Annotated in this window: 20 protein-coding genes and 2 CRISPR repeat arrays; of the genes, 15 read left to right on the forward strand and 5 right to left on the reverse strand. The window is 39.0% G+C overall.

Annotated elements, in window-relative coordinates:
- Positions 1-120 precede the first annotated feature (120 nt).
- Together B6A27_RS01890 and rlmD are read left to right on the forward strand one after the other, a co-directional pair.
- Entirely contained in the window at positions 121-1,047 is a 927-nt protein-coding gene (locus tag B6A27_RS01890; protein ID WP_080859854.1) for a diacylglycerol kinase, read from the forward strand.
- Between the two features lie 84 nt (positions 1,048-1,131).
- Entirely contained in the window at positions 1,132-2,511 is a 1,380-nt protein-coding gene (gene rlmD / locus B6A27_RS01895; RefSeq protein ID WP_080859856.1) for a 23S rRNA (uracil(1939)-C(5))-methyltransferase RlmD, read from the forward strand.
- Between the two features lie 165 nt (positions 2,512-2,676).
- Here the strand turns inward: rlmD and B6A27_RS01900 are convergent, their stop codons facing one another.
- Positions 2,677-2,949: a hypothetical protein gene (locus B6A27_RS01900; RefSeq protein ID WP_044746212.1), complete on the reverse strand. Its 273-nt coding sequence runs from the start codon at positions 2,947-2,949 to the stop codon at positions 2,677-2,679.
- 428 nt (positions 2,950-3,377) lie between these two features.
- On the opposite strand from B6A27_RS01900, the gene B6A27_RS01905 reads away from it, so the two are divergent.
- From B6A27_RS01905 to B6A27_RS01945, 8 genes are all read left to right on the forward strand, one after another.
- Positions 3,378-4,514: a helix-turn-helix domain-containing protein gene (locus tag B6A27_RS01905; RefSeq protein WP_080859858.1), complete on the forward strand. Its 1,137-nt coding sequence runs from the start codon at positions 3,378-3,380 to the stop codon at positions 4,512-4,514.
- A 51-nt stretch (positions 4,515-4,565) separates the two neighbouring features.
- Complete coding sequence (locus tag B6A27_RS01910; RefSeq protein ID WP_161491017.1) at positions 4,566-5,519, forward strand: alpha/beta hydrolase; 954 nt, start codon at positions 4,566-4,568, stop codon at positions 5,517-5,519.
- Positions 5,520-5,540: 21 nt separating this feature from the next.
- Positions 5,541-6,260 carry a CPBP family intramembrane glutamic endopeptidase gene (locus tag B6A27_RS01915; RefSeq protein WP_080859862.1) on the forward strand — a complete coding sequence of 240 codons (720 nt, stop codon included), beginning with the start codon at positions 5,541-5,543 and terminating at the stop codon, positions 6,258-6,260.
- Positions 6,190-6,609 carry a GNAT family N-acetyltransferase gene (locus B6A27_RS19330; RefSeq protein WP_080859864.1) on the forward strand — a complete coding sequence of 140 codons (420 nt, stop codon included), beginning with the start codon at positions 6,190-6,192 and terminating at the stop codon, positions 6,607-6,609. The genes B6A27_RS01915 and B6A27_RS19330 overlap by 71 nt, the downstream gene beginning before the upstream one ends.
- A 604-nt stretch (positions 6,610-7,213) precedes the next feature.
- A complete protein-coding gene (locus B6A27_RS01930; RefSeq protein WP_139788039.1) occupies positions 7,214-7,822 on the forward strand; it encodes an alpha/beta hydrolase family protein in 609 nt (202 codons plus the stop codon).
- Positions 7,823-7,843: 21 nt separating this feature from the next.
- A complete protein-coding gene (locus tag B6A27_RS01935; RefSeq protein ID WP_139788040.1) occupies positions 7,844-8,080 on the forward strand; it encodes a hypothetical protein in 237 nt (78 codons plus the stop codon).
- Between the two features lie 280 nt (positions 8,081-8,360).
- Positions 8,361-9,068 (forward strand): hypothetical protein, encoded by a 708-nt coding sequence (locus tag B6A27_RS01940; RefSeq protein ID WP_139788041.1) that lies wholly within the window; start codon positions 8,361-8,363, stop codon positions 9,066-9,068.
- Positions 9,069-10,041: 973 nt separating this feature from the next.
- Entirely contained in the window at positions 10,042-10,575 is a 534-nt protein-coding gene (locus B6A27_RS01945; protein ID WP_066151100.1) for a dihydrofolate reductase family protein, read from the forward strand.
- 128 nt (positions 10,576-10,703) lie between these two features.
- Here B6A27_RS01945 and B6A27_RS01950 read toward each other — a convergent pair whose 3' ends face one another.
- The gene (locus B6A27_RS01950) at positions 10,704-10,991 is read right to left on the reverse strand and encodes a hypothetical protein (protein ID WP_080859872.1); all 288 of its coding nucleotides are present in this window, start codon (positions 10,989-10,991) and stop codon (positions 10,704-10,706) included.
- A 662-nt stretch (positions 10,992-11,653) separates the two neighbouring features.
- A CRISPR array of direct repeats spans positions 11,654-12,080; the repeat unit is 30 nt; unit sequence GTTTTTATCTTAACTATGAGGGATTGAAAC.
- A gap of 468 nt (positions 12,081-12,548) precedes the next feature.
- Between B6A27_RS01950 and liaG the strand changes: the two genes are divergently transcribed.
- From liaG to B6A27_RS01980, 5 genes are all read left to right on the forward strand, one after another.
- Positions 12,549-13,412: a LiaG family protein gene (gene liaG / locus B6A27_RS01955; RefSeq protein WP_052660998.1), complete on the forward strand. Its 864-nt coding sequence runs from the start codon at positions 12,549-12,551 to the stop codon at positions 13,410-13,412.
- Positions 13,413-14,032: 620 nt separating this feature from the next.
- The gene (locus tag B6A27_RS01960) at positions 14,033-14,797 is read left to right on the forward strand and encodes a hypothetical protein (protein ID WP_080859874.1); all 765 of its coding nucleotides are present in this window, start codon (positions 14,033-14,035) and stop codon (positions 14,795-14,797) included.
- A gap of 774 nt (positions 14,798-15,571) precedes the next feature.
- Complete coding sequence (locus B6A27_RS01970) at positions 15,572-16,369, forward strand: hypothetical protein (RefSeq protein WP_080859879.1); 798 nt, start codon at positions 15,572-15,574, stop codon at positions 16,367-16,369.
- A gap of 11 nt (positions 16,370-16,380) precedes the next feature.
- The gene (locus B6A27_RS01975; protein ID WP_080859880.1) at positions 16,381-17,061 is read left to right on the forward strand and encodes an ATP-binding cassette domain-containing protein; all 681 of its coding nucleotides are present in this window, start codon (positions 16,381-16,383) and stop codon (positions 17,059-17,061) included.
- 362 nt (positions 17,062-17,423) lie between these two features.
- Entirely contained in the window at positions 17,424-19,157 is a 1,734-nt protein-coding gene (locus B6A27_RS01980; protein ID WP_080859882.1) for a M56 family metallopeptidase, read from the forward strand.
- Between the two features lie 261 nt (positions 19,158-19,418).
- Here B6A27_RS01980 and B6A27_RS01985 read toward each other — a convergent pair whose 3' ends face one another.
- The 3 genes from B6A27_RS01985 to B6A27_RS01995 form a co-directional block, all read right to left on the reverse strand.
- A complete protein-coding gene (locus B6A27_RS01985) occupies positions 19,419-19,880 on the reverse strand; it encodes a DUF2269 family protein (RefSeq protein WP_080859884.1) in 462 nt (153 codons plus the stop codon).
- A gap of 9 nt (positions 19,881-19,889) precedes the next feature.
- Entirely contained in the window at positions 19,890-20,486 is a 597-nt protein-coding gene (locus tag B6A27_RS01990) for a TetR/AcrR family transcriptional regulator (RefSeq protein WP_080859886.1), read from the reverse strand.
- Positions 20,487-20,962: 476 nt separating this feature from the next.
- Positions 20,963-21,516: a CRISPR direct-repeat array (repeat unit 30 nt; unit sequence GTTTTTATCTTAACTATGAGGGATTGAAAC).
- A 90-nt stretch (positions 21,517-21,606) separates the two neighbouring features.
- Positions 21,607-21,833: IS3 family transposase (locus B6A27_RS01995; protein WP_139788043.1), on the reverse strand; the 227-nt coding region annotated here is incomplete at its 5' end.

Genomic DNA, 21,833 nt, shown 5'->3' on the forward strand with positions numbered 1-21,833 from the left:
ATAATGTTGCGCCGAAGGAATACATCAAAATAGACAAGCGGAAAAATTGCATCTATTTGTTTCTTCCGCTATTATGTTAAATAGTGGAATCGACTAAAACATGAACTAGGATGATGGGATATGAAACGAGCAAGAATCATTTATAATCCTACCTCAGGCCGTGAATTGTTCAGAAAGCATCTGCCCGATGTTTTAATTCGTTTAGAGGAAGCCGGATATGAAACGTCCTGTCATGCGACAACCGGCGCTGGCGATGCCACAGAAGCGGCAAAACAAGCCGTCGAGCGCCGCTTTGATCTTGTCATCGCCGCCGGAGGAGATGGAACGATTCATGAAGTCGTCAATGGGATTGCCAATCAAGACTACCGTCCTCAGCTTGGCATCATTCCGGTTGGAACAACGAACGATTTTGCCCGTGCGATTGGCGTTCCTCGCTCCATTGAAGGAGCCTGTGATGTCATTATCAATGGCGAAGCCGTGCCGATTGACATTGGTTCAGTCATCATTGAAGAAAAAACGCGCTACTTTATTAATATTGCCGGAGGAGGACGTTTGACCGAATTGACGTATGAAGTGCCGAGCAAGCTAAAAACAATGCTGGGCCAGCTCGCCTATTATTTAAAAGGGATCGAAATGCTGCCGTCCATTCGCGCAGCTGAAGCGAGAATTGAGTATGATGGCAAAGTATATGAAGGGGAAATCATGCTGTTTCTCGTTTCCTTGACGAACTCCGTCGGCGGATTTGAAAAGCTTGCTCCTGATTCATCGTTAAATGATGGCATGTTCGATTTAATTATTTTAAAGAAAACGAACCTTGCCGAATTTATTCGTGTGGTTACACTGGCTTCAAGAGGAGAGCATATTAACGATCCGCATTTAATTTATACAAAGGCAAACCGGATTAAGGTGACCACCCCGAATCATATGCAGCTGAATTTAGACGGGGAATACGGCGGCATGCTTCCAGGAGAATTTGTCAACTTGTACCGCCACTTGGAGGTATTTGTCCCGAAGGAAAAAGCAGAGCAAATGAGAGCAGGATTTTGAGCGGAAATCCTGTTCTCTTTTTGTGTTCAGCTAGATCGTATGATACAATCAGTGCAGCATGCTCATGAAAAGGAAGTAGGAACGATGGCAAAGATAGAAGCACCAGTGAAAAAAAACGAGTATTATGATGTTGTGTTTGAAGATTTAACACATGATGGCGCGGGGGTTGCGAAAGTCGACGGTTTCCCGATTTTTGTCGCGAACGGGCTGCCGGAAGAACGGGCAAAAATTAAAGTCATTAAAGTGAAAAAAGGCTATGGTTATGGCCGTTTAATCGAGCTATATCAGTCGAGCCCGGACCGCATCGACGCTCCCTGTGCGATTTATAAACAATGCGGCGGCTGCCAGCTTCAGCATTTAAGCTATGAAGGGCAGTTAAAAGCTAAGCATAAGCATGTTCAAGAAGTGATGGCGCGCATCGGAAAAATCACGAATGTGACCATTCATCCTGTACTGGGGATGAAGGACCCGTGGCGCTATCGCAACAAAGCTCAAGTCCCGGTTGGCGAGCGCGATGGAGGGCTTGTCGCTGGCTTTTATCAGCAGCGTACCCACGACATTATTGATATGCAAACATGTCTAATCCAGCAGGAAATGAACGATGTGGTGGTGCAGACGGTCAAAAACATCTGTGAGGCTTATGGAGTCGAGCCGTATGATGAAGCTACGCATCGCGGGACGCTTCGCCATATTATGGCGCGTTATGGGGCGGCAACGAAGGAGGTCATGGTGGTCCTCATTACGCGTACGAAGGAGCTGCCCCATAAAAAGAAAATCGTACAAGCCATTGCGGAACAGGTGCCGAACGTGAAATCTATCATCCAAAACATCAATCCAAAACGCACCAATGTGATTATGGGGGATGAAACGAACGTATTGTGGGGAGCAGAATATATTTATGATGATATTGGCGGCATTCAATTTGCCGTTTCCGCCCGCTCCTTCTATCAGGTGAACCCGGAACAAACGAGGGTGTTGTACGAAAAGGCGCTCGAGTACGCGCAATTAACGGGAGAGGAAACGGTGATCGATGCTTATTGTGGCATTGGCACTATCTCGCTTTTCTTGGCCAAAAAGGCGAAAAAAGTGTATGGAGTCGAAATTGTGCCAGAGGCGATTGAAGACGCGAAACGGAACGCTAAGCTCAATGGCATCACCAACGCAGAGTTTGCTGTCGGAGAAGCAGAAACGGTCATTCCGCACTGGTATGAACAAGGCGTACAAGCCGATTGCATCGTTGTCGATCCGCCGCGCAAAGGATGCGATGAAGCCCTTTTACAAACGATCATCGCCATGAAGCCGAAGAGAGTCGTCTACGTTTCCTGCAACCCGGCAACATTAGCGCGCGATTTGCGCATTCTCGAAGATGGCGGCTACCAAACACTCGAAATCCAGCCTGTCGACATGTTCCCGCATACGAATCATGTGGAGTGCTGTGCGTTGATAAAGAGAGTTGAAGAATAAGCAGATTGGTTCGAGAATCTTTTACAGATTCTCGAACCAATCTGCTTTTATTTCAATACGATTAATTGCCTCGAGTGACTGTCTCAATTCTCGAAGCGATAAATCATCGATTTTTTTTACTCATGTCCATTAATGAATTCTCCATATTCTTCTTTTGAAATGATCTCATCCACTAATAAGTTCAGAGTTTTCTTCTTTTTTGATTGCGATCATTCGATTTTTTTCGGTAGGAATTTCATTTGCTTTTCTGATTCTCTTTTTTTCTTTTCTAGAATGTATGGGAGGAGCACTGCTCAGTGAGGATGCAAGTGTTTTGAGATCATGTAAGATTGCATATTGTAAGTCAGCTTCCTTTACTAAATGTCTGCTACATGCTTTCGCTCCATGTTGATTGTCATTTCCCCAAATGTCTCCCTTGCTGTTGGCTTTGTAGTCCATACCATGTTCGCAATCTGCGGAACATGCAGTGCTAGTGAATAAATGTTTTTCGGCTTGTGGTTAAGTTGATATAGACTTGAAGAATTCAAGAAAGCATTAATTTTTCTGAAATAACTTGCTCAACTAAAAACGGCCTTCAAAAAATTCAACTAGTTACATTGGGAGCTGTTCGAAAGTAAGGGAGGGTTATCTCAAATACCTTTAAAAACAATGGGGTAACTTTTACTAGACCAATTATAAAAACTTGATCTGCCCTTAAAACTGCGGAACCCATTCTAATTAAGAATGGGTTCTTTTTTATGTTCATCGATGCTATTTCGGTTCATTGAATCAACCAACAGTTGAATAGCCGATGTATAAACAACTACAATTCCCTTGTTAGGTTTGTTTCCCTGCCTTTATACTTTTATGTAAAGGAGTGTTTGATTATGAATGAGTTTAGATTTTCAGACAACTTTACACTTATGCGAAAAAAGCTGGGAATGACCCAAGGGGATGTGGCTACTTATATAGGAGTATCCAGTGCGGCAGTGTCTAAATGGGAACGGGGATTAAGTTACCCAGATTTATCTTTGCTGCCTAAGTTAGCCTCCCTATTTGACACCACAATTGACAAGTTGTTAGGATATGAACCACACCTTACTACCGCAACAATAATGGAACTTTATCAAACTTTTTCAAAACGATTAAGCGAAGAAAATTTTGAAATGGTCCAAAAAGATATTGAGAATATGGTAAAAGAATATTATTCTTGTTACCCATTTTTAGTCAGAATTGCTCAATTATATCTGAATCATTATTTTTACTCAAAAAAACCACAGTTGGTTTTGAATCGAATCGTTGAATTGTGCGAACGTGTAGTTGCATTGAGCGATGACCATAAACTAATCCAAGAAGCACAGATCATTTATGCCTCTGCATTGCTAATCATGAACAAGCCGCAGGAACTTTTAAAACGCGTTGGATATGATATTCCAATTCAATTTGGTGTGGAGAAGTTAATCGCCAGGGCCTATGCTATGCTTTCTGATATAAATAAGGTCAAAGAAACCTTACAGATTAGTGCGTTTCAACACTTGCTTAGTATGGTATCAAGCGAAATAGAACTTTTAAAATATGCTTCAGATAATCAGAACTTATTTGATGAGATGATCAATCGCATTGAAAAAGTGATAGACATATATAATATTGAAAAATTAAATAGTCACATAAAACTTACTTTTTATTATCAAGCCTCTTTAGGCTATATGAAACAGCATCGACGTACAGACGCGTTGCGTATGCTAGAGCGCTTCTATCATACATGTAAACATCTATCATTTCCTATGAAAATTTGCGGTGATGATTATTTTTATATCGTTGACAATTGGATTGAACAGAATATTCACTCAGGTCCTTATGCTCCGCGCAATGAGCAAGCGATCAAAGACGATTTGCTGAACATGTTACAGAAAGAACCGCTATTCGTTCCGTTACACGAAGACCCCAAATTCAAGTGGATGGTCAACAACTTGCAACGTATGTTTCAATCTAAGCCTAAGCGAGAAAACGAATCAGTAAGTTGAATATATTATCAGTTAAACCATTTCAGAAAAAATGGTGATATGGAGGATATGATGATAAAAGAAGATATAAAAATTTCAGTAGATCATGGGAGAATCGAAATCGCTGCAACAGTGGAAAGACCTGGGGATGGAAAAAACCCAGACGTTCTCATAGTGATGATTCCAGGAAGCGGACCAGTTGATCGCGACGGCAATATGAGAGGAATGCAGGCAAGTATTTATCAACAACTTGCTGATGCATTGGTACAGTCGGGATTTGCTACATTAAGATATGACAAAATTGGCGTAGGAGAAAGTACAGGCGATTTTAACCGCGCGGGACTTGACGATGCTGTTCAATGTGTAAGCGACATCATCGATTATTGCAACTCATCTGAGGATATGACATTTACAAAAATCTTTTTGCTGGGACATAGTGAAGGCACGATTATAGCCACACTATCTGCTAATCGAAAACAGGTGGATGGAATCATTTTATTGTGTGGTGCCAGTACATCATTGACAAGTGTCATAACCTCTCAAAATGAAGCATTATTATCAGAAATCGCCAGCAAATCCGGGTTTGCCGGAGCGCTCCTGCGCAAGCTTGTGTCGCCTGAAAAGCAGCGGCTCAAGCAGAAGAAGCTATTTGATAAAGTCATGCAAACGAATAAAACGACTGTAAGGATTAGTGGACGGATCGTTCAGGCGAAGTGGTTAAGAGAGCATCTATCTCTGAACGATCAGGAAATTTTGCAGCTGTTGTCCTCTTTAACGTGTAAAGTGCTAGCCATTCATGGAAGCAAAGACGTCCAATCGCCAATAAAGCCTTTCTATCATTTGAAAAATTTAGCTTTAGACCATATTCAAACGGTAATGATTGATGATATGAATCATATGTTAAAGAAGCAAAAAGAAGCTTGCTCTTTATTAGCATTGAAAAAGATCTATAAAAAATCGGCCCATGAGCCAATCAGCCGTGAGCTTGTCGATGAGATTGAGAATTGGCTTCAAGCTGTGCGCTGAGAATGTTAGGAGATGTTAACGATGAAAAAAGTGATTGCTGTATTCATTTTAGGGTTGGTGGCAGGTGCGGTTTTAGGAGCACAGCAAATCATGTCTTTAACGCCTGAAAAGGAAAGCCAAATCGTCGCTCAGCTTGGGTCAAAGCAAGTCATTATTATCGTGGCTATGCTGCAAACAGCAGCTATGGCGGGTATTGCCACGATGGTAGGATCTTGGGCTTCTCCAAAGGTTGGTTTGAACAAACCGTTTATTTATAACAGAAAAAGCATTGCCGCGGCAGTGGTTATCGGACTCGTGTCTGCCAGCTTCATCGTCATTCCGGAAAAGCTTGTCTTTGCCGAAGCGTTGGGACTGGAGGAGAAGTTTGAATTCTCTTGGCTTTATTTTCTTGGCAGCGTATTATACGGGGGCATCATTGAAGAAATACTTCTAAGGTTTGGACTTATGACGATTATTATATGGATTGCCAGCAAAATGACGAAATCTGCGAATAGCAATGGAATTTACATTGCCGGTATTGTCATCGCTGCGCTCCTATTTGCAGCTGGACATCTTCCTGCGACCGCGCAAATGTTGGGGTTAAGCCCAGTGTCTGTCATCCGCACGTTGCTGCTTAATTTTTTGCCGGGGATTGGGTTCGGCTATTTATATTGGAAGCACGGATTAGCATATGCGATGCTCGGACATATCTCTACGCACGTCATCAGTCAATGGCTCCTTCTCCCTTTATTGTTCAATTAAATCGAGAACAAGAGAATATGAATGGATTGCGCAGATTTTTACAGAACGTTGGAGGTTTAAGCAACGGACGGAAGAACTTATATTTCACGAAATTAACATTGAACACATTCCGATTGTAAATAGTTGGTATTGCGATGCTGACAGTTTTCATGTTAAGAAGTTGACAGAGGAATTTATCCATTATGTAGCTTCAAATCCTGATTATGACTGCTGGATGATTTCAAGCAATAACGAGTTTATAGGTAAAGTAGATGTTGAAATAGAAGAAGACAAGGCATATATATCAATTATAATAAAGCCTGATTACAGGCACAAGGGATACGGAAAAAAGCACTTCAGCAAATCGTAAATAAAATACATGAATACCGGCATAAAACAAATGATCGCTGGTATTTTCCATACGAACGAAGCAAGCAAACGATTATTTTTGTCCGTTGGATTTATTCCTTTGTCCAACGCTCCTGATGAAGATGGTTTTATCCATGTTGTATTTCACTATAAAGAGAAAACAGCATCGTTTTTTAATTCATATTTAAAAAAAAGTAAATAGTGTTATTCTAGAAAATAAAACTTCAAAAGTTAAATTTTTATATAGAATGAATATGCTTAAGCATTGGCACAGCTTTCCACAGGGTGGAAAGGAGCAGCAATAGGATTGGGTACCGTATCTTTATTATTATACATTGTACAAGGGTATTACATGATAGGAACCCGTGGAATCGTAGATTACATGATTGGTAGTGTTGTTTTTTCTGTTTACGATGATCTTATTATCTGGTTTCATCACATTGTTCATTTCTTGGACGAAGAAAATACCTTCTCTTTACATGTGGATCGCACTCGCCTGCTTTTTCCTGGTGTTTATATGTTTTATCGGTCCTTTGAAATTAATGTTTATTGTCACACTATCCATCATGGTTTCCTTTTCTATCATAGGGATGATGATTTGGCGCATGTTGAAAGGGCAATATCGTCAGTCAAGTAAGGTATCAAAAATCATGACGATCGTGCTGTCATTTTTATCAATAGCCTATATTTTTATTGGTGGTTATTGGTTATTTCATAATGGTAATAACGAATTACCAATGTTATATAAACTGAAGACGATGAAAGCAATGGAGCAGTATTCGCTGCCATTGGCTAATCCGTCTGAGCCGGGGGATTATCAAGTAAGGACGTTATCGTATGGAAGCGCCAACAGCTATCGAAAGGAATTCAATGTTGAACATTCACTGATGACGAAGCAAGTGGATGGTTCGTCATTTGTGGAAAATTGGTCCTCCATTCGCACGAAAACATTTGGATTCGGGCCCGATCAAATGCCGCTTAACGGAACCGTATGGTATCCCGATGGAAAAGGAACGTTCCCCTTGGTCATCGCCGTTCATGGTAATTATCTAGCTACTGATTATTTGGATCTTGGATATGCTTATTTAGGGAACCTGCTTGCCAGCAAAGGTTATATTTTTGTATCGATTGATGAAAACTTTCTGAATACTTCGCCATATGATGACTTATTCATGTTGAAGGTATTAAAAAATGAAAATCCGGCTCGCGGTTAGCTTATTTTAGAACATTTAAAGGTGTGGAAGAAGTGGAATCATGCAAAAGATCATCCATTCTTCAACAAAGTGGATATGAACCGAATTTCATTGATTGGACATTCTCGTGGTGGTGAGGCGGTGGCGATTGCGGTGCTTTATAATCAATTGCCTTCATCTTCTGAAAATGGAAATATCACATTCGACTATCATTTTGGCATTCGTTCCATTATTTCTATCGCAGGCACTGACGTCAATATAAACCTGCGGGACAACTGACCCATTTGAAAGATATCAGTTATTTAGCCATTCAAGGATCACATGACATGGATGTAAGTTCGTTTGACAGTGTCAATCAGTACGAGAGAATTGATTTTACAGAAAATAGTCCCTACTTTAAATCAGCGATCTATGTGTATGGGGCCAACCATGGACAATTTAACACAAAAATGACGGAATGGGTTTTGGTAACAGGCTCTATAATACAGCAAAAATTTTGCCTCAGGAGGAGCAATTACAAATTGCGAAGGTGCTTGTTTCTTCATTTTTGGAAGCAACGTTGAAACAAAAAACAAAGTATCGCCGTATATTTCAAGATATTGGTTATGCCAAGGACTGGCTTCCAGATACGATGTATATCAGTGATTACTGGGATGGAAATACCATGATGGTTGCAAACTTTGATGAGGACATTGATTTTTCTACGACGACATTAAAAGGGGGAAGATTGGTTGGAAAGACATTGAAGGAATGGAGGGAAGAGAAGGTCAAGATGAAATATGTTGGTGGTCTATATCGTGCGGTTAGACTTGACTGGGATCGTGCAACGACTAAAGAGCTTCCCAGCTATGCGGTTATATTATCTGACAATGAGATGGCTACAGAGGAAAGAAGCTTCATCGTTTTCTCAATGGCTGATCGAGAAGAAAAAAAGTTGGACGCAAAGAGATCACCACTCGATCTGTCTGCACAGGTAGAGGATCGCAGCGGCAATATAGCAAGCTTGCCATTAAGCAGTGTTGCCGTCCTGTTGCCAATGCTTGAAGGGGATATTGTGAAATGGCCATTTACATCTTTGCTGCCAACGAAAGAGCCGATATTTCAGAACTTTGCCTTTCAATTAGCTGATTTTAAGATGGCCAATCTGGCTTTCCAGCCTGAGAATTTAAGCCAGGTTCGCTTCATTTTTGATAAGACAAAGAAAGGATCGATTTATTTGAGCGATATTGGCATCCGTGAGAATTCGGTTATCAGTGAAGCAAATTAAAGTTTTCTCTAAGAATGCATTAAATAAATGGTTGGAGAAGGGAAGGAGGAGTTTTTTTGAATATGATTCCATTATTGTTGTTATTAAGTTCCTTTTTTTATTTTTCAAGGATTTGGCTTTTTTATTGTTATCCCGATTGCTACAATAGGGTTAATTTTGGGGATTTTTCTAAAAAATCAATCAGAAGATGTTTTTAGTGAACTACTCACCACTTAGCTAACGCTTGAAGCGGGAGCTTCTCAGTTCCACGACGAAAGCAACCTTCCGTCTCCCTGAGCGTTACTTCGGTTCGTTCCAACCCTAGGTATCCGATGATTCGGGGTTCTTTCGTGCCTTGGATATTTTACGCATGGAAGTCTTTGTTTGGTTTTCGCATGGGATTTTCTACATGCTCCCCCTCATATCCCGTTCACAAAGAACATGATATACATTTGTTCTATCATGCGTTTTGGCTGACGCCAACCGAAAGTCATCTTCCACCTACTTACTGGGCTATGACCTTCATGTTCCTTGAGGGGAGAGACTTCTTTCGGAAATCCGTTAAAATTGGTATTTGGGGAAACGCTATATGGTTCATCTTTGTAATATGTTGGTATTCATTCATCTTCTATAGTTGATTTCAACAACCTTAAAAATATCCTTTCTCTTAAGTATCACTAGAAATATGAAAATGGCTTAAAGAAATGGCTGGTGTATTTTCTGTTTTTTTATAAAAGGCTCTGTTAAAAAATATTGTTGATATTTGAAACCTTTCCAAATTTATAGTATAATCTCATTAGGAACAAACATTCGGTGATTGGATGGAAAAAAGCTTTTTAAAAAGGAATAAGTCTATCAATGAGGGAAGCGCCATGCTACTCCAACCTTTTCCGTTGGTGGTCGATTAATGAACGAAACTCGGGAACCTCGTTCTGCCGTTTTTATTCAACCAACGGAATAATGGAACATTCATTCTAAATTAGAGGAGAATTTTATGGAGAAAAAACGAAAATTAGTATTATTTATTTCAACGAGTTTAGATGGATATATAGCTACAAAAGATGAATCTCTTGATTGGCTATTCCAAGTCGAAGGTGAAGGAGATAACGGTTATTCTGAATTTTATGAAACGGTAGATACGATTTTATTTGGTAAAAGGACCTACGATTGGGTACTGAAACAAGGTATAGAAAAACTCCCATATGAAAACAAAGCATGTTATGTATTTACAAGATCTCCTCTTGAGGATCAAGAAGATGTAAAATTTGTTAATGAAGATGCGGTTCATTTCACCAATAAACTTAAAAATCAAGAAGGAAGAAACATTTGGCTTGTGGGTGGAGGAGAATTGTTACATTCTTTTATAAAAAATCAATTGGTTGATGAATTCATCATTAAAGTTGCCCCTATTTTACTTGGAACAGGAATTCCTCTATTTAGAGAGGGAGATTATCAATTAAACCTCTCGTTGAAAGGTGTCAGGAACTTCAATCAATTCGTTGAACTGCACTATGAAGTTAAAAAGTAAAGGCACACACAAACGAAGGGAAGCCTAAAAAATGGGTTTTCCCTTCATGAATCGCAATGATCAACACGAAAATGTAACAGAGCCTCATAAAAAAGAAAGCACCAAGATAAACTTCTCGGTACTTTTCGCTAGTTTTCTTTTCCTGCGCTTGCTGTAAGTCGCTGATATCTTGCCTCATGTTCAATGGAACGTTTGGAAAGAACGTCTAAAATACGCTCGTGGCGCTCTTGATTTAGCTCGATGTTTTTAACAATTCGATTGGTCTCTAAGATAGCTTGTTGAATGCTTATAAGATCTCCTTTTGTCGCAACCGCAGCAAGATCTTCTTTGGTTGCCAGTTTTGTCTTCATCTGGTCAATTTCTGATTGAAGTTCAACTAGTTTCTCGAGAATTTGATTTAATAGCGCTTCCACCATGATCATCCTTTTTTGAAATATTGCGCTGTGTTCTTGCGCTTTATGTACATACACCCTATTCACATTGTTGGTTATTCGTCAATCTTGGGTTTCGACGAATTCGACCGATCGGCGCGGCAGATCAGGTAGCTCTGATTTTGGAAAATCTATATCAGATAGCCGATTTTCGTTCTCATATTGGATACAAAGAATTTTGCAACTTCTTGAGGTCGCTTCCTATCATATCATGAATCTTTCATGGCTATAAATTATTATAAGTGAACAAGTAGATAGATGCAATGTGACATGTTAATTTTGACATAGATCGAGCGTTTGGACTTTTTCTACGGTCGGGCAGACCCATAGCGCCGCTTTATGGAAACGTGGGCGGAGCTGAGGATGGCGTTATTTCCATTTTCGTTGACGAAAAGGCAAGCCCGAATCTAACAAGCTTCGGCAAACTCAAAAATCCTCATTTGTTTTCCTAAAAATGACGTATGAACGAAAGAAAAACTGTCGTCGACCTCCAGTAGCGTCAAAAACCCGGGGGATCGACGATAATTTTCTAACCGCCAGAATTCCTACAGCGATCAGAAAAAGAAGCTATTGCTCGAACTTTGAGATACGTTTATAATGACATTGTATCCATTTTCCAAATGCTGCTTTTATCATTATTTTTGGGGGTTTTTATCTTAACTATGAGGGATTGAAACTTTTATGAGCGCAAATGATAGAGCGAAATGGCTTGAAGTTTTTATCTTAACTATGAGGGATTGAAACCTGTAACAGACAATGAAGGGGCTATTTCTACACCATGTTTTTATCTTAACTATGAGGGATTGAAACGTGAATTAAAAGAGTCGTCTAAAAAAAGAATTCTCGTTTTTATCTTAACTATGAGGGATTGAAACTGTCTAAATGTTGAACCCTTATATCCATGCACCCAACGTTTTTATCTTAACTATGAGGGATTGAAACGAATACGGGGGCACAAGCAATTTTTCTTCTTCTTTGTTTTTATCTTAACTATGAGGGATTGAAACCATCGAACAAGAGAACTTTATAATTGGGATCCGTCCAGTTTTTATCTTAACTACAAGGAATAAAAACATTTTGCACGGACAGTGTTTTTACTGCCATCGACGGCGCGTCAATTATAGGGCTGTGGTGATTGAAATGGCTTTAAGAAAACACATCAGGAAACTTAAGATCAAATTTTATGTTGTGCGGTAGATATATGGGGTCTTCCCTCATTACATTTACGTGATGGGGGATAGACCCCATTATTTGTTTATTATCATATAAGCCTCAAGTCTTATTCGAATATACATTTGAGGTCCATTTTGGAACATTCCCTTTTACTGTATTCTTACAATAAGAAAAGGAAGAGTCGCTTGATCTTATTCCATCCAAGTTGTAGATCGAGGCAAAATGTCGGATATTCCATTAAATGGAAGGTGACTGAAGCATTAGATCATGCGTGAGGTTCAGCCGTTTTAAGGGTGCCTGAAAAAGTTGATGGTTCGAAGTAGGGTGAAGAAACTGATGTAAAATTTAATGGGAAAGGAAGGAAAAACATTGGAAAAGAAAATTCCTGTTTTATTAGGTCTTATTGGATTGATTAGCTTATCCCTTATCTTTTGGAATCCAGTTGATTTTAGTTGGTGGCCTTTCGGAAAGCCAAAAAACCAGTCGGTTACATCAGAGGGAATTGATATGATTGAAATGGATATTTCAGGTGTCAGCACAACGATTATTCCGAAACACCGTGAAGACATAAAAGCTGATTTAGATGGAAAGGGAAAACTGACAGTTAAGCGTCAGGGAGATAAAGTGAGTATAAGTGTGGAGCGGAAACGGTTTGGGTGGCCATTTCATAACAAGGCAAAACTGAATCTTTATATCCCTGAAGATTATGATCGAAACATGGTGATAAATCTGGGGTCAGGGAATTTGAGCTTCTCTGGTCATTCAAAAAATAAACCGATGAAACTAGATAAATTACTGTTCGATGTGAGCTCAGGAAACGTCAAACTAAAAAATATATCGGTTCAACGTTTTGAACACGACAGTTCATCGGGGAATGCCGATATCGACTCATTAACGGCAGAATCAGGAACATTTGATATTCGTTCGGGAAATCTCAAGGTGCGGCATTATAGTGGAGCGATTGAGGCCGATTTATCATCTGGAAATGTAAGTATGCAAATGGACGAATTAACAGGGGCTGTGGATATTGAAGTCAGTTCCGGAGGGGTGGATCTTCATCTTCCGAAAAGTGCTGATTTTACTTTAAACGGAAAAACAAGCAGCGGTAATATCACATGTGATTTTCCGTTAACCAAGAAAAAAATAGAGCATAAAAGCATCAAAGGCGTCCATGGATCCGGTGAACATCCTATTGATCTAAATGTATCGAGCGGTCATATAAACATTTATTAAAACAACGGAGAACAATATGAATTTAAGAAAGCAGCCTGATTCCTATCTTTGTGTTTCAGGCTGCTTTTTCAATGATTAACCTGTTTAGAAGCAGCATCGACAAGAACAGACATTGATCAGAATCTTCAACTGAATGGATCTAGATGTTGCGCCTTCTCTTACTTTATAAAAAAATAAGTGACAAAATGTGATTCATAAATCCATTGAATCGCATTTCTAAAAGACTATTTTTGTATTTTTTTGAAAAAAAAGAAGGGATTTTTGAATAAAATGAAGAAAAATTTTTCACATCACTTACTATTGATGGATTATATACAAGTGATAAATGATTTCGCCATCCCATTCATTTGCACATGATCTTGAGCGAACGAGAAGATAGATACCCATTCAATTAAGGAGAATTCGGTTTTTTTGGCCGAGAACCGAACAACCAGCTGTTTTCAGAGAAATGAATGCGTCTGCAAGCGGCGTTGCTGGATCGTCTGCTCGCCATCCCTGCTCATTAGAGAGGGGAGTATGGCTACATTAATGGAATGGATAGCTAGGAAATCTATAAAAAAGTGAATCGAGAATGCCTTATTTTAAGCTTTTGTGGGTTTTAAAGGGAGGGATGAGACAACATGGGGAATGGATATTTTGTCAGCGAGTTAAAAAGGGCGTTTTTTTCACGAAACACATTCATTAGTCAACTATTAATTTTCGTCTGCATATTTATCGGCTCTTTTGAGTTTATTTTTCATCCGTACCCAGGTGTAAACGCCATTTATTTATTTATGTACTCACATAGTGAGGGAACGTCAGCCATATTAAGTTTATTGTTTCCCGTGTTAGTTTCTTTACCGTTTGCTGCTTCTTATGTAACGGATGTTCGCACTGGCTTCATCCACTATATATCTTATCGAATGAGCCGAAAAAAATATTTGCTGATTCGCCTGCTGGTAAACGGACTAGTAAGCGGTTATGTGATTGCATCAAGCCTGCTTGTATCGTTTATCCTCTTTTTACTGATAAAGAAATTTGATGTGTCGGTTGTAGATACTCTAAATATCATAGTCTTGCGCGGGGTATACGAGTATTCGCCGGTTTTATTTGTTTTGATCATGATTTTGAATAGCTTTGTTTGCGGGGTCGTTTTTTCTACTTTAGCGCTTGGCGTATCTACGTTTATTCATAATCATTATTTAACCATTGTTTTTCCTTTTGCTTTTTATATCCTTTCTGGAACTTTGTTATTTCAAATCAACAAATTCCTCAATTCTGCTATGTTATTTGATTTAGAGTATGATCCTGATTTAAAGATTTCATACGTCGCACTTTACGATTTGATATTGCTAATCATAGGAGTTGCATTATTTTTTATAGGAGCTGCCAAACATGCGGAGTAATTTGAGCATTAGATTGCTTAATATTCTTTATAGTGGCAAGTTTGTTTATACGATTCTATTGTTCCTCATTATCATTAGTCTATTTCGTTTTCATTCTTTTTTCATGTATAAAGAGGAAAAAAATGTTTTCGATTTATTATTGTTTTCATTTCATGATTTTTTCCATGTATTCTTTCTCTTATCATTAATTTATTTAGTGAGTATCTTTCCTTTCACCACTTTTCGTTCGTTTGATCAGTACGCAATGATTAAATTCGCCAGCCGCGCCAAATGGTTTTACACTTCTGTTATCAGTATGGGCATGGCAACCTTAATATTTGTTTTAGCGTCGGCTTTCATTTGCCTCCTTGAATCATTGTTGACATTGAAATTTGAAAACAGGTGGAGTGAATATGGGGCGGCCGTATATGACTTCCTATTAAAATATAACGATATAAAGCCATCGACGTTGGTGTTAGTTAGTCTACTTCTTGTTTATTTATTTTTTCTAACATTGGGAATCACTTTTTTTGTGGCTAACTTAATCGTCCGAAATAATGTCATTAGCTTTATTATCACACTCGGCTTTAATGTGATTAGCATCGTTATATATTTAAGTACAATCACTTTCTTTTATCCGTTTACATTCACTTATCATGTTTTAGTAGGAAAAATGGGGAGCTCATTTTATAGTCACTTTGTCCAGTCCATAATCTATTGGGGAACGGTTTTGACCCTATTATTTTTTATAGGAATATCGCGGGTGAAAAAGATGGACTTTAGTTGGAGGCAATCATGAAATACTTACGTCTTTTAAGGTATTTTCTTCGTACTTTGTTGTATAAAAGAAATATGATAATCATCCTTTTAACTTTTGTGGTTTTTCATTTTGTGTCATTCAATTTTTATAATTGGCAAAATGCTGGACCTGCTTCTCTTTTAATAACATTTTACTATGGACCTGCTTATTTTAATTTCGATTTGTTAAGATGGTTGCTACATCAAACGCCGATATATGTTTTATGTGGGAATTTTTTAAACAAACAACTTAATGAAAACAACCTTTGGATACTTCCAAGAGCAGGTCATTTTTCTTTATGGTTAAATGGGATGATTTCAGCTAATTTTATATTTATCGTGATTTATTATTCGATAGGGTATTCCATCTCCATACTATTATCATACCTGATAAATGGCGGAAAAAGCATGAGTGCTAGTTTAGATGATATTCCTTTGTTGAACACTTATACTCCTCTAAAACTCATGTTATTTCAATTTGTTTTACTGATCTTGTTGACTTTTTTCATTATGTTAATGAGTCATGTGGTTTCGATATTGGCTGGCAATTCAATAGCAGGCTTTAGCATCTCTGTTATGTTTATTTTCATATCAGTAGGTTTACTACAAAGTTCACCATATGTGAATAAATGGCTGCCGTTTTCACAGGGCGTTCTTGCAGCGAGAAACGCAGAGGTTTCTCCGTTTGCGTGGTCATTGAGTTACTATTTCTTTGTAATTTTTATGATTATAATACTCGTTCATTATATATGCTGTAAACGCATGGACAGTCTATTACATAAGAATGCGCTATAAGGTGGGATATGATGAATAGCCATAATGACAGTGCAGTGAAAATTGTAAATCTTAGTAAGGAGATAAAGGGCCATAAGATTTTAAAGGATATTCATTTAGAAGTTAGCAGGGGGAAAATTTGCGGAATCGTGGGTAGGAATGGATCAGGAAAAACCATGTTATTTAAAGTTATAGCCGGACTGATCAGACCCACCTCAGGCATGGTTGAAATATTTGGCGACCCAATTACTTCAGGGAAGTTCCCTAAAAACATAGGGTTGTTGTTAGATAAAAACGGCCTGCTTCCTCATTATTCAGGCCTTGAAAATTTGAAACTATTGGCTTCCATTAATCAGATAATTTCGTTGGAGGAAATCAAAAGGACTTTGGAAATCGTAGGGTTAGACCCTGAAGATAAAAGACCTACAAAATATTATTCTTTAGGGATGAAACAGCGACTCGGTATAGCTCAAGCGATTATGGAAAAACCAAGCCTTCTTATTTTAGATGAGCCAATGAATGGGCTGGATGAGGACGGTATAGCAGACATCAGAAATTTAATAAAAAATTTAAAAACGCAAAATGTAACGATTCTCTTATCAAGCCATAACTCAGAAGACATTAACCTTCTTTGTGATGAGGTTTATAAAATGGACAAGGGATGTTTGAGTGCTTTGAACAACCGCAAGTCCGAATTCGCGCCACATACGTAAAAAGGCAGCGCCGCCTTTGATGGATGTGTCCATCAAGGGCGGTGCTTTTCATATTTCATATGCCAAAACAAAAACGAAAATACAGCAACCGCAAAGATTTCTTTCTGCAACGGGGGAAGTGAGCCATGAGAGAGTTGAAAAAGGCTTGTGACGGTAAATCCATGATCAATGGTTCGAACGATTCGTTCCGTGTATCATCCTATCTTTCTATCATGGAAGTTTCCCCCTTTTATTTCAGGCGAAATACGCAATCTTCCTTTTATCTAATTTTTCCTGTTATGGAAATCTTGTTTTCTATCAGATAAGATAAACATAGTAGGTAGTTTTCTTGCGCTTTTTCAATCGGACAGGAGGAACGATTTATGCCGGATTTGACTATATCAATTTTAACCGCTGTGATCGGCTTTTTTCTCAGCTTCTTGGTAGATTTTTTTAAAAAATGGCGTTCGTCTGTGTATGTAGGTATATTCGCTGCTATATTCGGAATTGGATGGATCGTCTATGTGTTTTTGGAACAAGGGTTTCTAGAAGCGACGATTATTTTTTCTATACTGTTATTTAGCTTTTTTAGCTTTCCGGTGCCAGAAAGAAGCGGTGCCCAATCGCAAGAGATCATCGGTAAACTGAAAAAACAAGGATCAAGAGAAATTGTATTGTCTAAGAATAAAGAGCGTATCCTATTGGATTTCTTATTTGCGGGATTGTTTATGGGCATCGCTGTTCTTTATTTCCTTTTCGGTCCGAATTCCCCCATCACGCTCGTACTTTTGTACAGCTTCGTCTCTCTTGTGGCTGGGCTGACGAAAAGAATAAGACTGTTTCGCTCTCTTCGTTTTTTTTACGCAGAACAGGAAGAGGCGCTATATGCGATATCTTTTATCGAAACGAAAAAGTATCCATTAAAGGAGCTTTCAGAAGCAAGCGTTCAAACACGGCCGGATGTGTTGCAACTATTTCCGCTTTTTTCTTTGTTTTCTCCTCATACGGACTATACGACCAGCGTGGGGAAAACGTGGAAATTATCTTTTTCCGGCGAAAAAATCTATCTCACCCCTGATCCATCGGAATCGATGGATTTCGTCCTCAGAGAGGAAAGGAAGAAGCTAGAAGAGATCGAGGTAAAACCTTTTTATCATCAAAGTAATTGGAAGCGTCTTCTAGGAAAGGGGTATTTTGCGGCAACGGTGAAAGGAGTAGGAGCCTATGCGGCTCTCTTAACACTTTTCACTTTTATGGGTATCAGCCCGCTTGTGACGGCCATGGTTATTTTGCTATTTTGGATATTCAATCTGTGGATTTCTGATCGCGTATTAAAAATGGCTTTAGATATGAAGGAAATAAGCGATCCTCAGTTGCTTCCGATCATCGAGAAAGTCTTTTCACGTGCTGGACTTTCCCATGTCACTATTTATGTCACAGAATCGGTCGAATATAATGGGTTGGCGGCAGGCGCTAATATTGGCCGATCACTGGTGGCGCTGACTTCGGAAACGCTGAAGCTTCCCCTTGAAGCCATTGAAGGCATTTTGGCTCATGAGGCCATTCATGTCAAAAAGCGAGACGTCTTGACTGGACAGTTGTTGCGATTTGTTTTGATTGGATGGATTGTCATCGGTATTTTCTTTATACATGAAACCTATCCGAATTTGCTAAAAAACCATCAAATCCTCGTTTTTTTCGTCCTTTGGATTTTAATTTTTCTGCTTCCTGCTTTCCAGTCTCTGATTACGCAGTGGATGGAAGTACGGGCCGATCATTTAGGAGCAACGCTGTTGGATGGCGGGAATGTTCAAATGGCCAAAAGTTTGACCATCCTCTCTGAGCATCAAGATCAAGCATCGGAAAAAGCAATCGGATACCACGTCGTTCCTGAAGAAGAGCAAGAAGCGGAGGAAAAGGACGAAAGATTGTCTTCTTTGGAAAAGGATTCTTGGTTTTTTCGATTTTTGGAATTTCAGTTTATGTCTCATCCGCCCATGTATTGGCGTGTTCATTCGCTTCGAACAACAGAAACAGGATGGAACATAGGGAAAATAAAATTATGGTGGAACAGCCGCTTTCAGGAATCGCTGCCCAATTGGAAGAAAAATCTATAGACTTCCATTCTTCTTCCAAATCCTCCGATTGAAGGGTTTGAATCTTGATATGCATTCAATAGAAAAAATATTCCATTTTATGAGAGGGCAATCATGAAAACAGGAAATAGCTAGCTTACCATTTCTCTATAACATTTTCTGCTAGTCCTCATTGGCTAACGATCATATTAAATTTCATTGTATATCCGTATATGAGCTTCTCCCACCTAAACTCTGTTTAAAGGTGGGAGATTTCTCATTGGATATGTTAAATTCTGACCATCAGACCCCTTTGCTGATCATAAGGTATAAGATGAGAACAGGGAGCAATGTTGCGAGCGTTCCGAATATCATCCAGTGCCGTGACGCCTGGCGGTACGATTCTATGTTGAATTCGTTTTCGGCAGTTGGAGCGCTGAGATGTATCATTTTGCGTTGCAAAGGGAGCAGCACTCCGGCCCAAAGTATTCCTGTCAATGCAAATAATATCAAGGACAAGGTTAGCCAATTAAATCCTGAAACGAGATATCCCGCTTGAACAGCCATCCAAACTCCGGATATGATAATGAGCAACAGTCCCGGAATAGTGAAAACGAAATCAGCTAGCATGACATTTTTGGCAGTCCGATGAATGAAGTCACGGTGTCTCGTTTGATCTGCCCGCATTTTCCAGAAAGCCGTCACGATAATATTGCCTAAAAAAAGGACAACCCCGGCAATATGCATAAATAACAGAGATTTCATATGTTTTTCCTACCTTTCTGCCTTTGACTGAAGCCTTTCAGACATTAGTTCGGCAAAATCTTGATTAAAGAAATAGCCGTTTGAATCAATGACGCTGCGCATCCGCAAACCAAATGAGATAAGCGTAAATAATTCTGCTGTTTTGTCGGCATCAATGGACTGTGAGATAACGCCAGCCTCTTGCCCAGCAATGATCCATGATTTGGACATATGAATGGCTTGTTCATAATATTGCTGGAGTATTTTTTTTATATCAGGTTGATCGCTTTTGCCTAAAAGGTACATGAGCACTTGATTGCCGGGATCTTGCGGATTTTCCAGATCTGACAATCGGGATGTGATTTCATAGAGTGGTTCCTCAAATGAGGCCTTTTGCGAAGCCTGATGGAAGAAGCGCTCGTTTATTTTGTCGAGCCTTTCCTTCAACACCCAACTGAAAAGTTCGTCTTTGCTTTTTACATAATGGAAAATGGCTCCTTTAGATAACCCGGAACGCTCCATAATGTCATGGAGTGTTGTATTGGTGCATCCTTTTTCATAAATTAATTCTTTCACAGCATCCAATAGCAATCGCTTCGTTTGCTCTCGTTTTTGTTCACGCTTCAATTATGTGCCTCCTTTCGAGGGTATAGGAGTATTTATCATTAATTATAAATACCGACCGTCGGTTTGTAAATAAAAAATTTTATTGGCCAGATAAAATGATCGATTGTGAGATTCCGTGTTGGCATGATGATGATTCGATTGAAAAGAGATAGGCTCGAGCCTGTTTCCTTAAGTGCAGAATTTTGGAGAGGGATAACTGAAAGGGGGAATCTATTTCAGAAAAACGGGGATAGAACACGTATTAAAGAAATTCAACTTTTAGGAAGTTGGTGATTACGTGCGCATCATAGATCCAATATCTCAACTGTCGTCGATCTCCAGTAGCGTCAAAAACCCGGGGGATCGACGACAATTTTCTAACCGCCAGAATTCCTACAGCGATCAGAAAAAAGAAGCTATTGCTCGAATTTTAAGATAAGTTTATAATAAAATTGTATCCATTTTCCAAATGTTGATTTAATCATGGATTGTGGGGGGTTTTTATCTTAACTATGAGGGATTGAAACCACTACAAGTGGAGCTTGGCGAGTGTGCAAATGAAGTTTTTATCTTAACTATGAGGGATTGAAACTCGCCTCTTGAGAAATCAACCTGTCCGTCGTGGTAGTAGTTTTTATCTTAACTATGAGGGATTGAAACTTAGTGCAATCCGTTAGAATATCGATTCCATGAAAGTTTTTATCTTAACTATGAGGGATTGAAACAAAATGGCGATTTTCTACCATGCATCCCCAACAAAGTTTTTATCTTAACTATGAGGGATTGAAACAGTTGAGATTTATTTTTCATCAAACACACTCCTTCGGTTTTTATCTTAACTATGAGGGATTGAAACAATCCAATTTCGCTTTTCAAATTTCCTTCTACGAAGTTTTTATCTTAACTATGAGGGATTGAAACAAGATCAAGTAATTGGCACGATCAAAGAAAAATTCGTTTTTATCTTAACTATGAGGGATTGAAACAAAATGGCGATTTTCTACCATGCATCCCCAACAAAGTTTTTATCTTAACTATGAGGGATTGAAACAATCCAATTTCGCTTTTCAAATTTCCTTCTACGAAGTTTTGGTGTTATGTCAAGAAAACGGACACGTTAAACAGAGAGAAATAGCTGAACTTAGGCAGCTACTTTTCTCTGATTAGCGTAGTAAGCAGCCTCAAATTCATATGGCGATACATAGCCAAGAGCTGAATGAATTCTTTTGCGATTGTAGAAGCATTCGATGTACTCAAAAATGGCTTGTTTCGCTTCTTTCCGCGTGCGGAATCGATTCAGATAAATGCACTCTTTCTTGATTAGGCTATGAAACGACTCCATACAAGCGTTGTCGTAACAGTTCCCAC

Origin of the sequence: Anoxybacillus sp. UARK-01, assembly GCF_002075365.1 — a bacterium.
GTDB classification, from domain to species: Bacteria; Bacillota; Bacilli; order Bacillales; family Anoxybacillaceae; genus Anoxybacteroides; species Anoxybacteroides rupiense.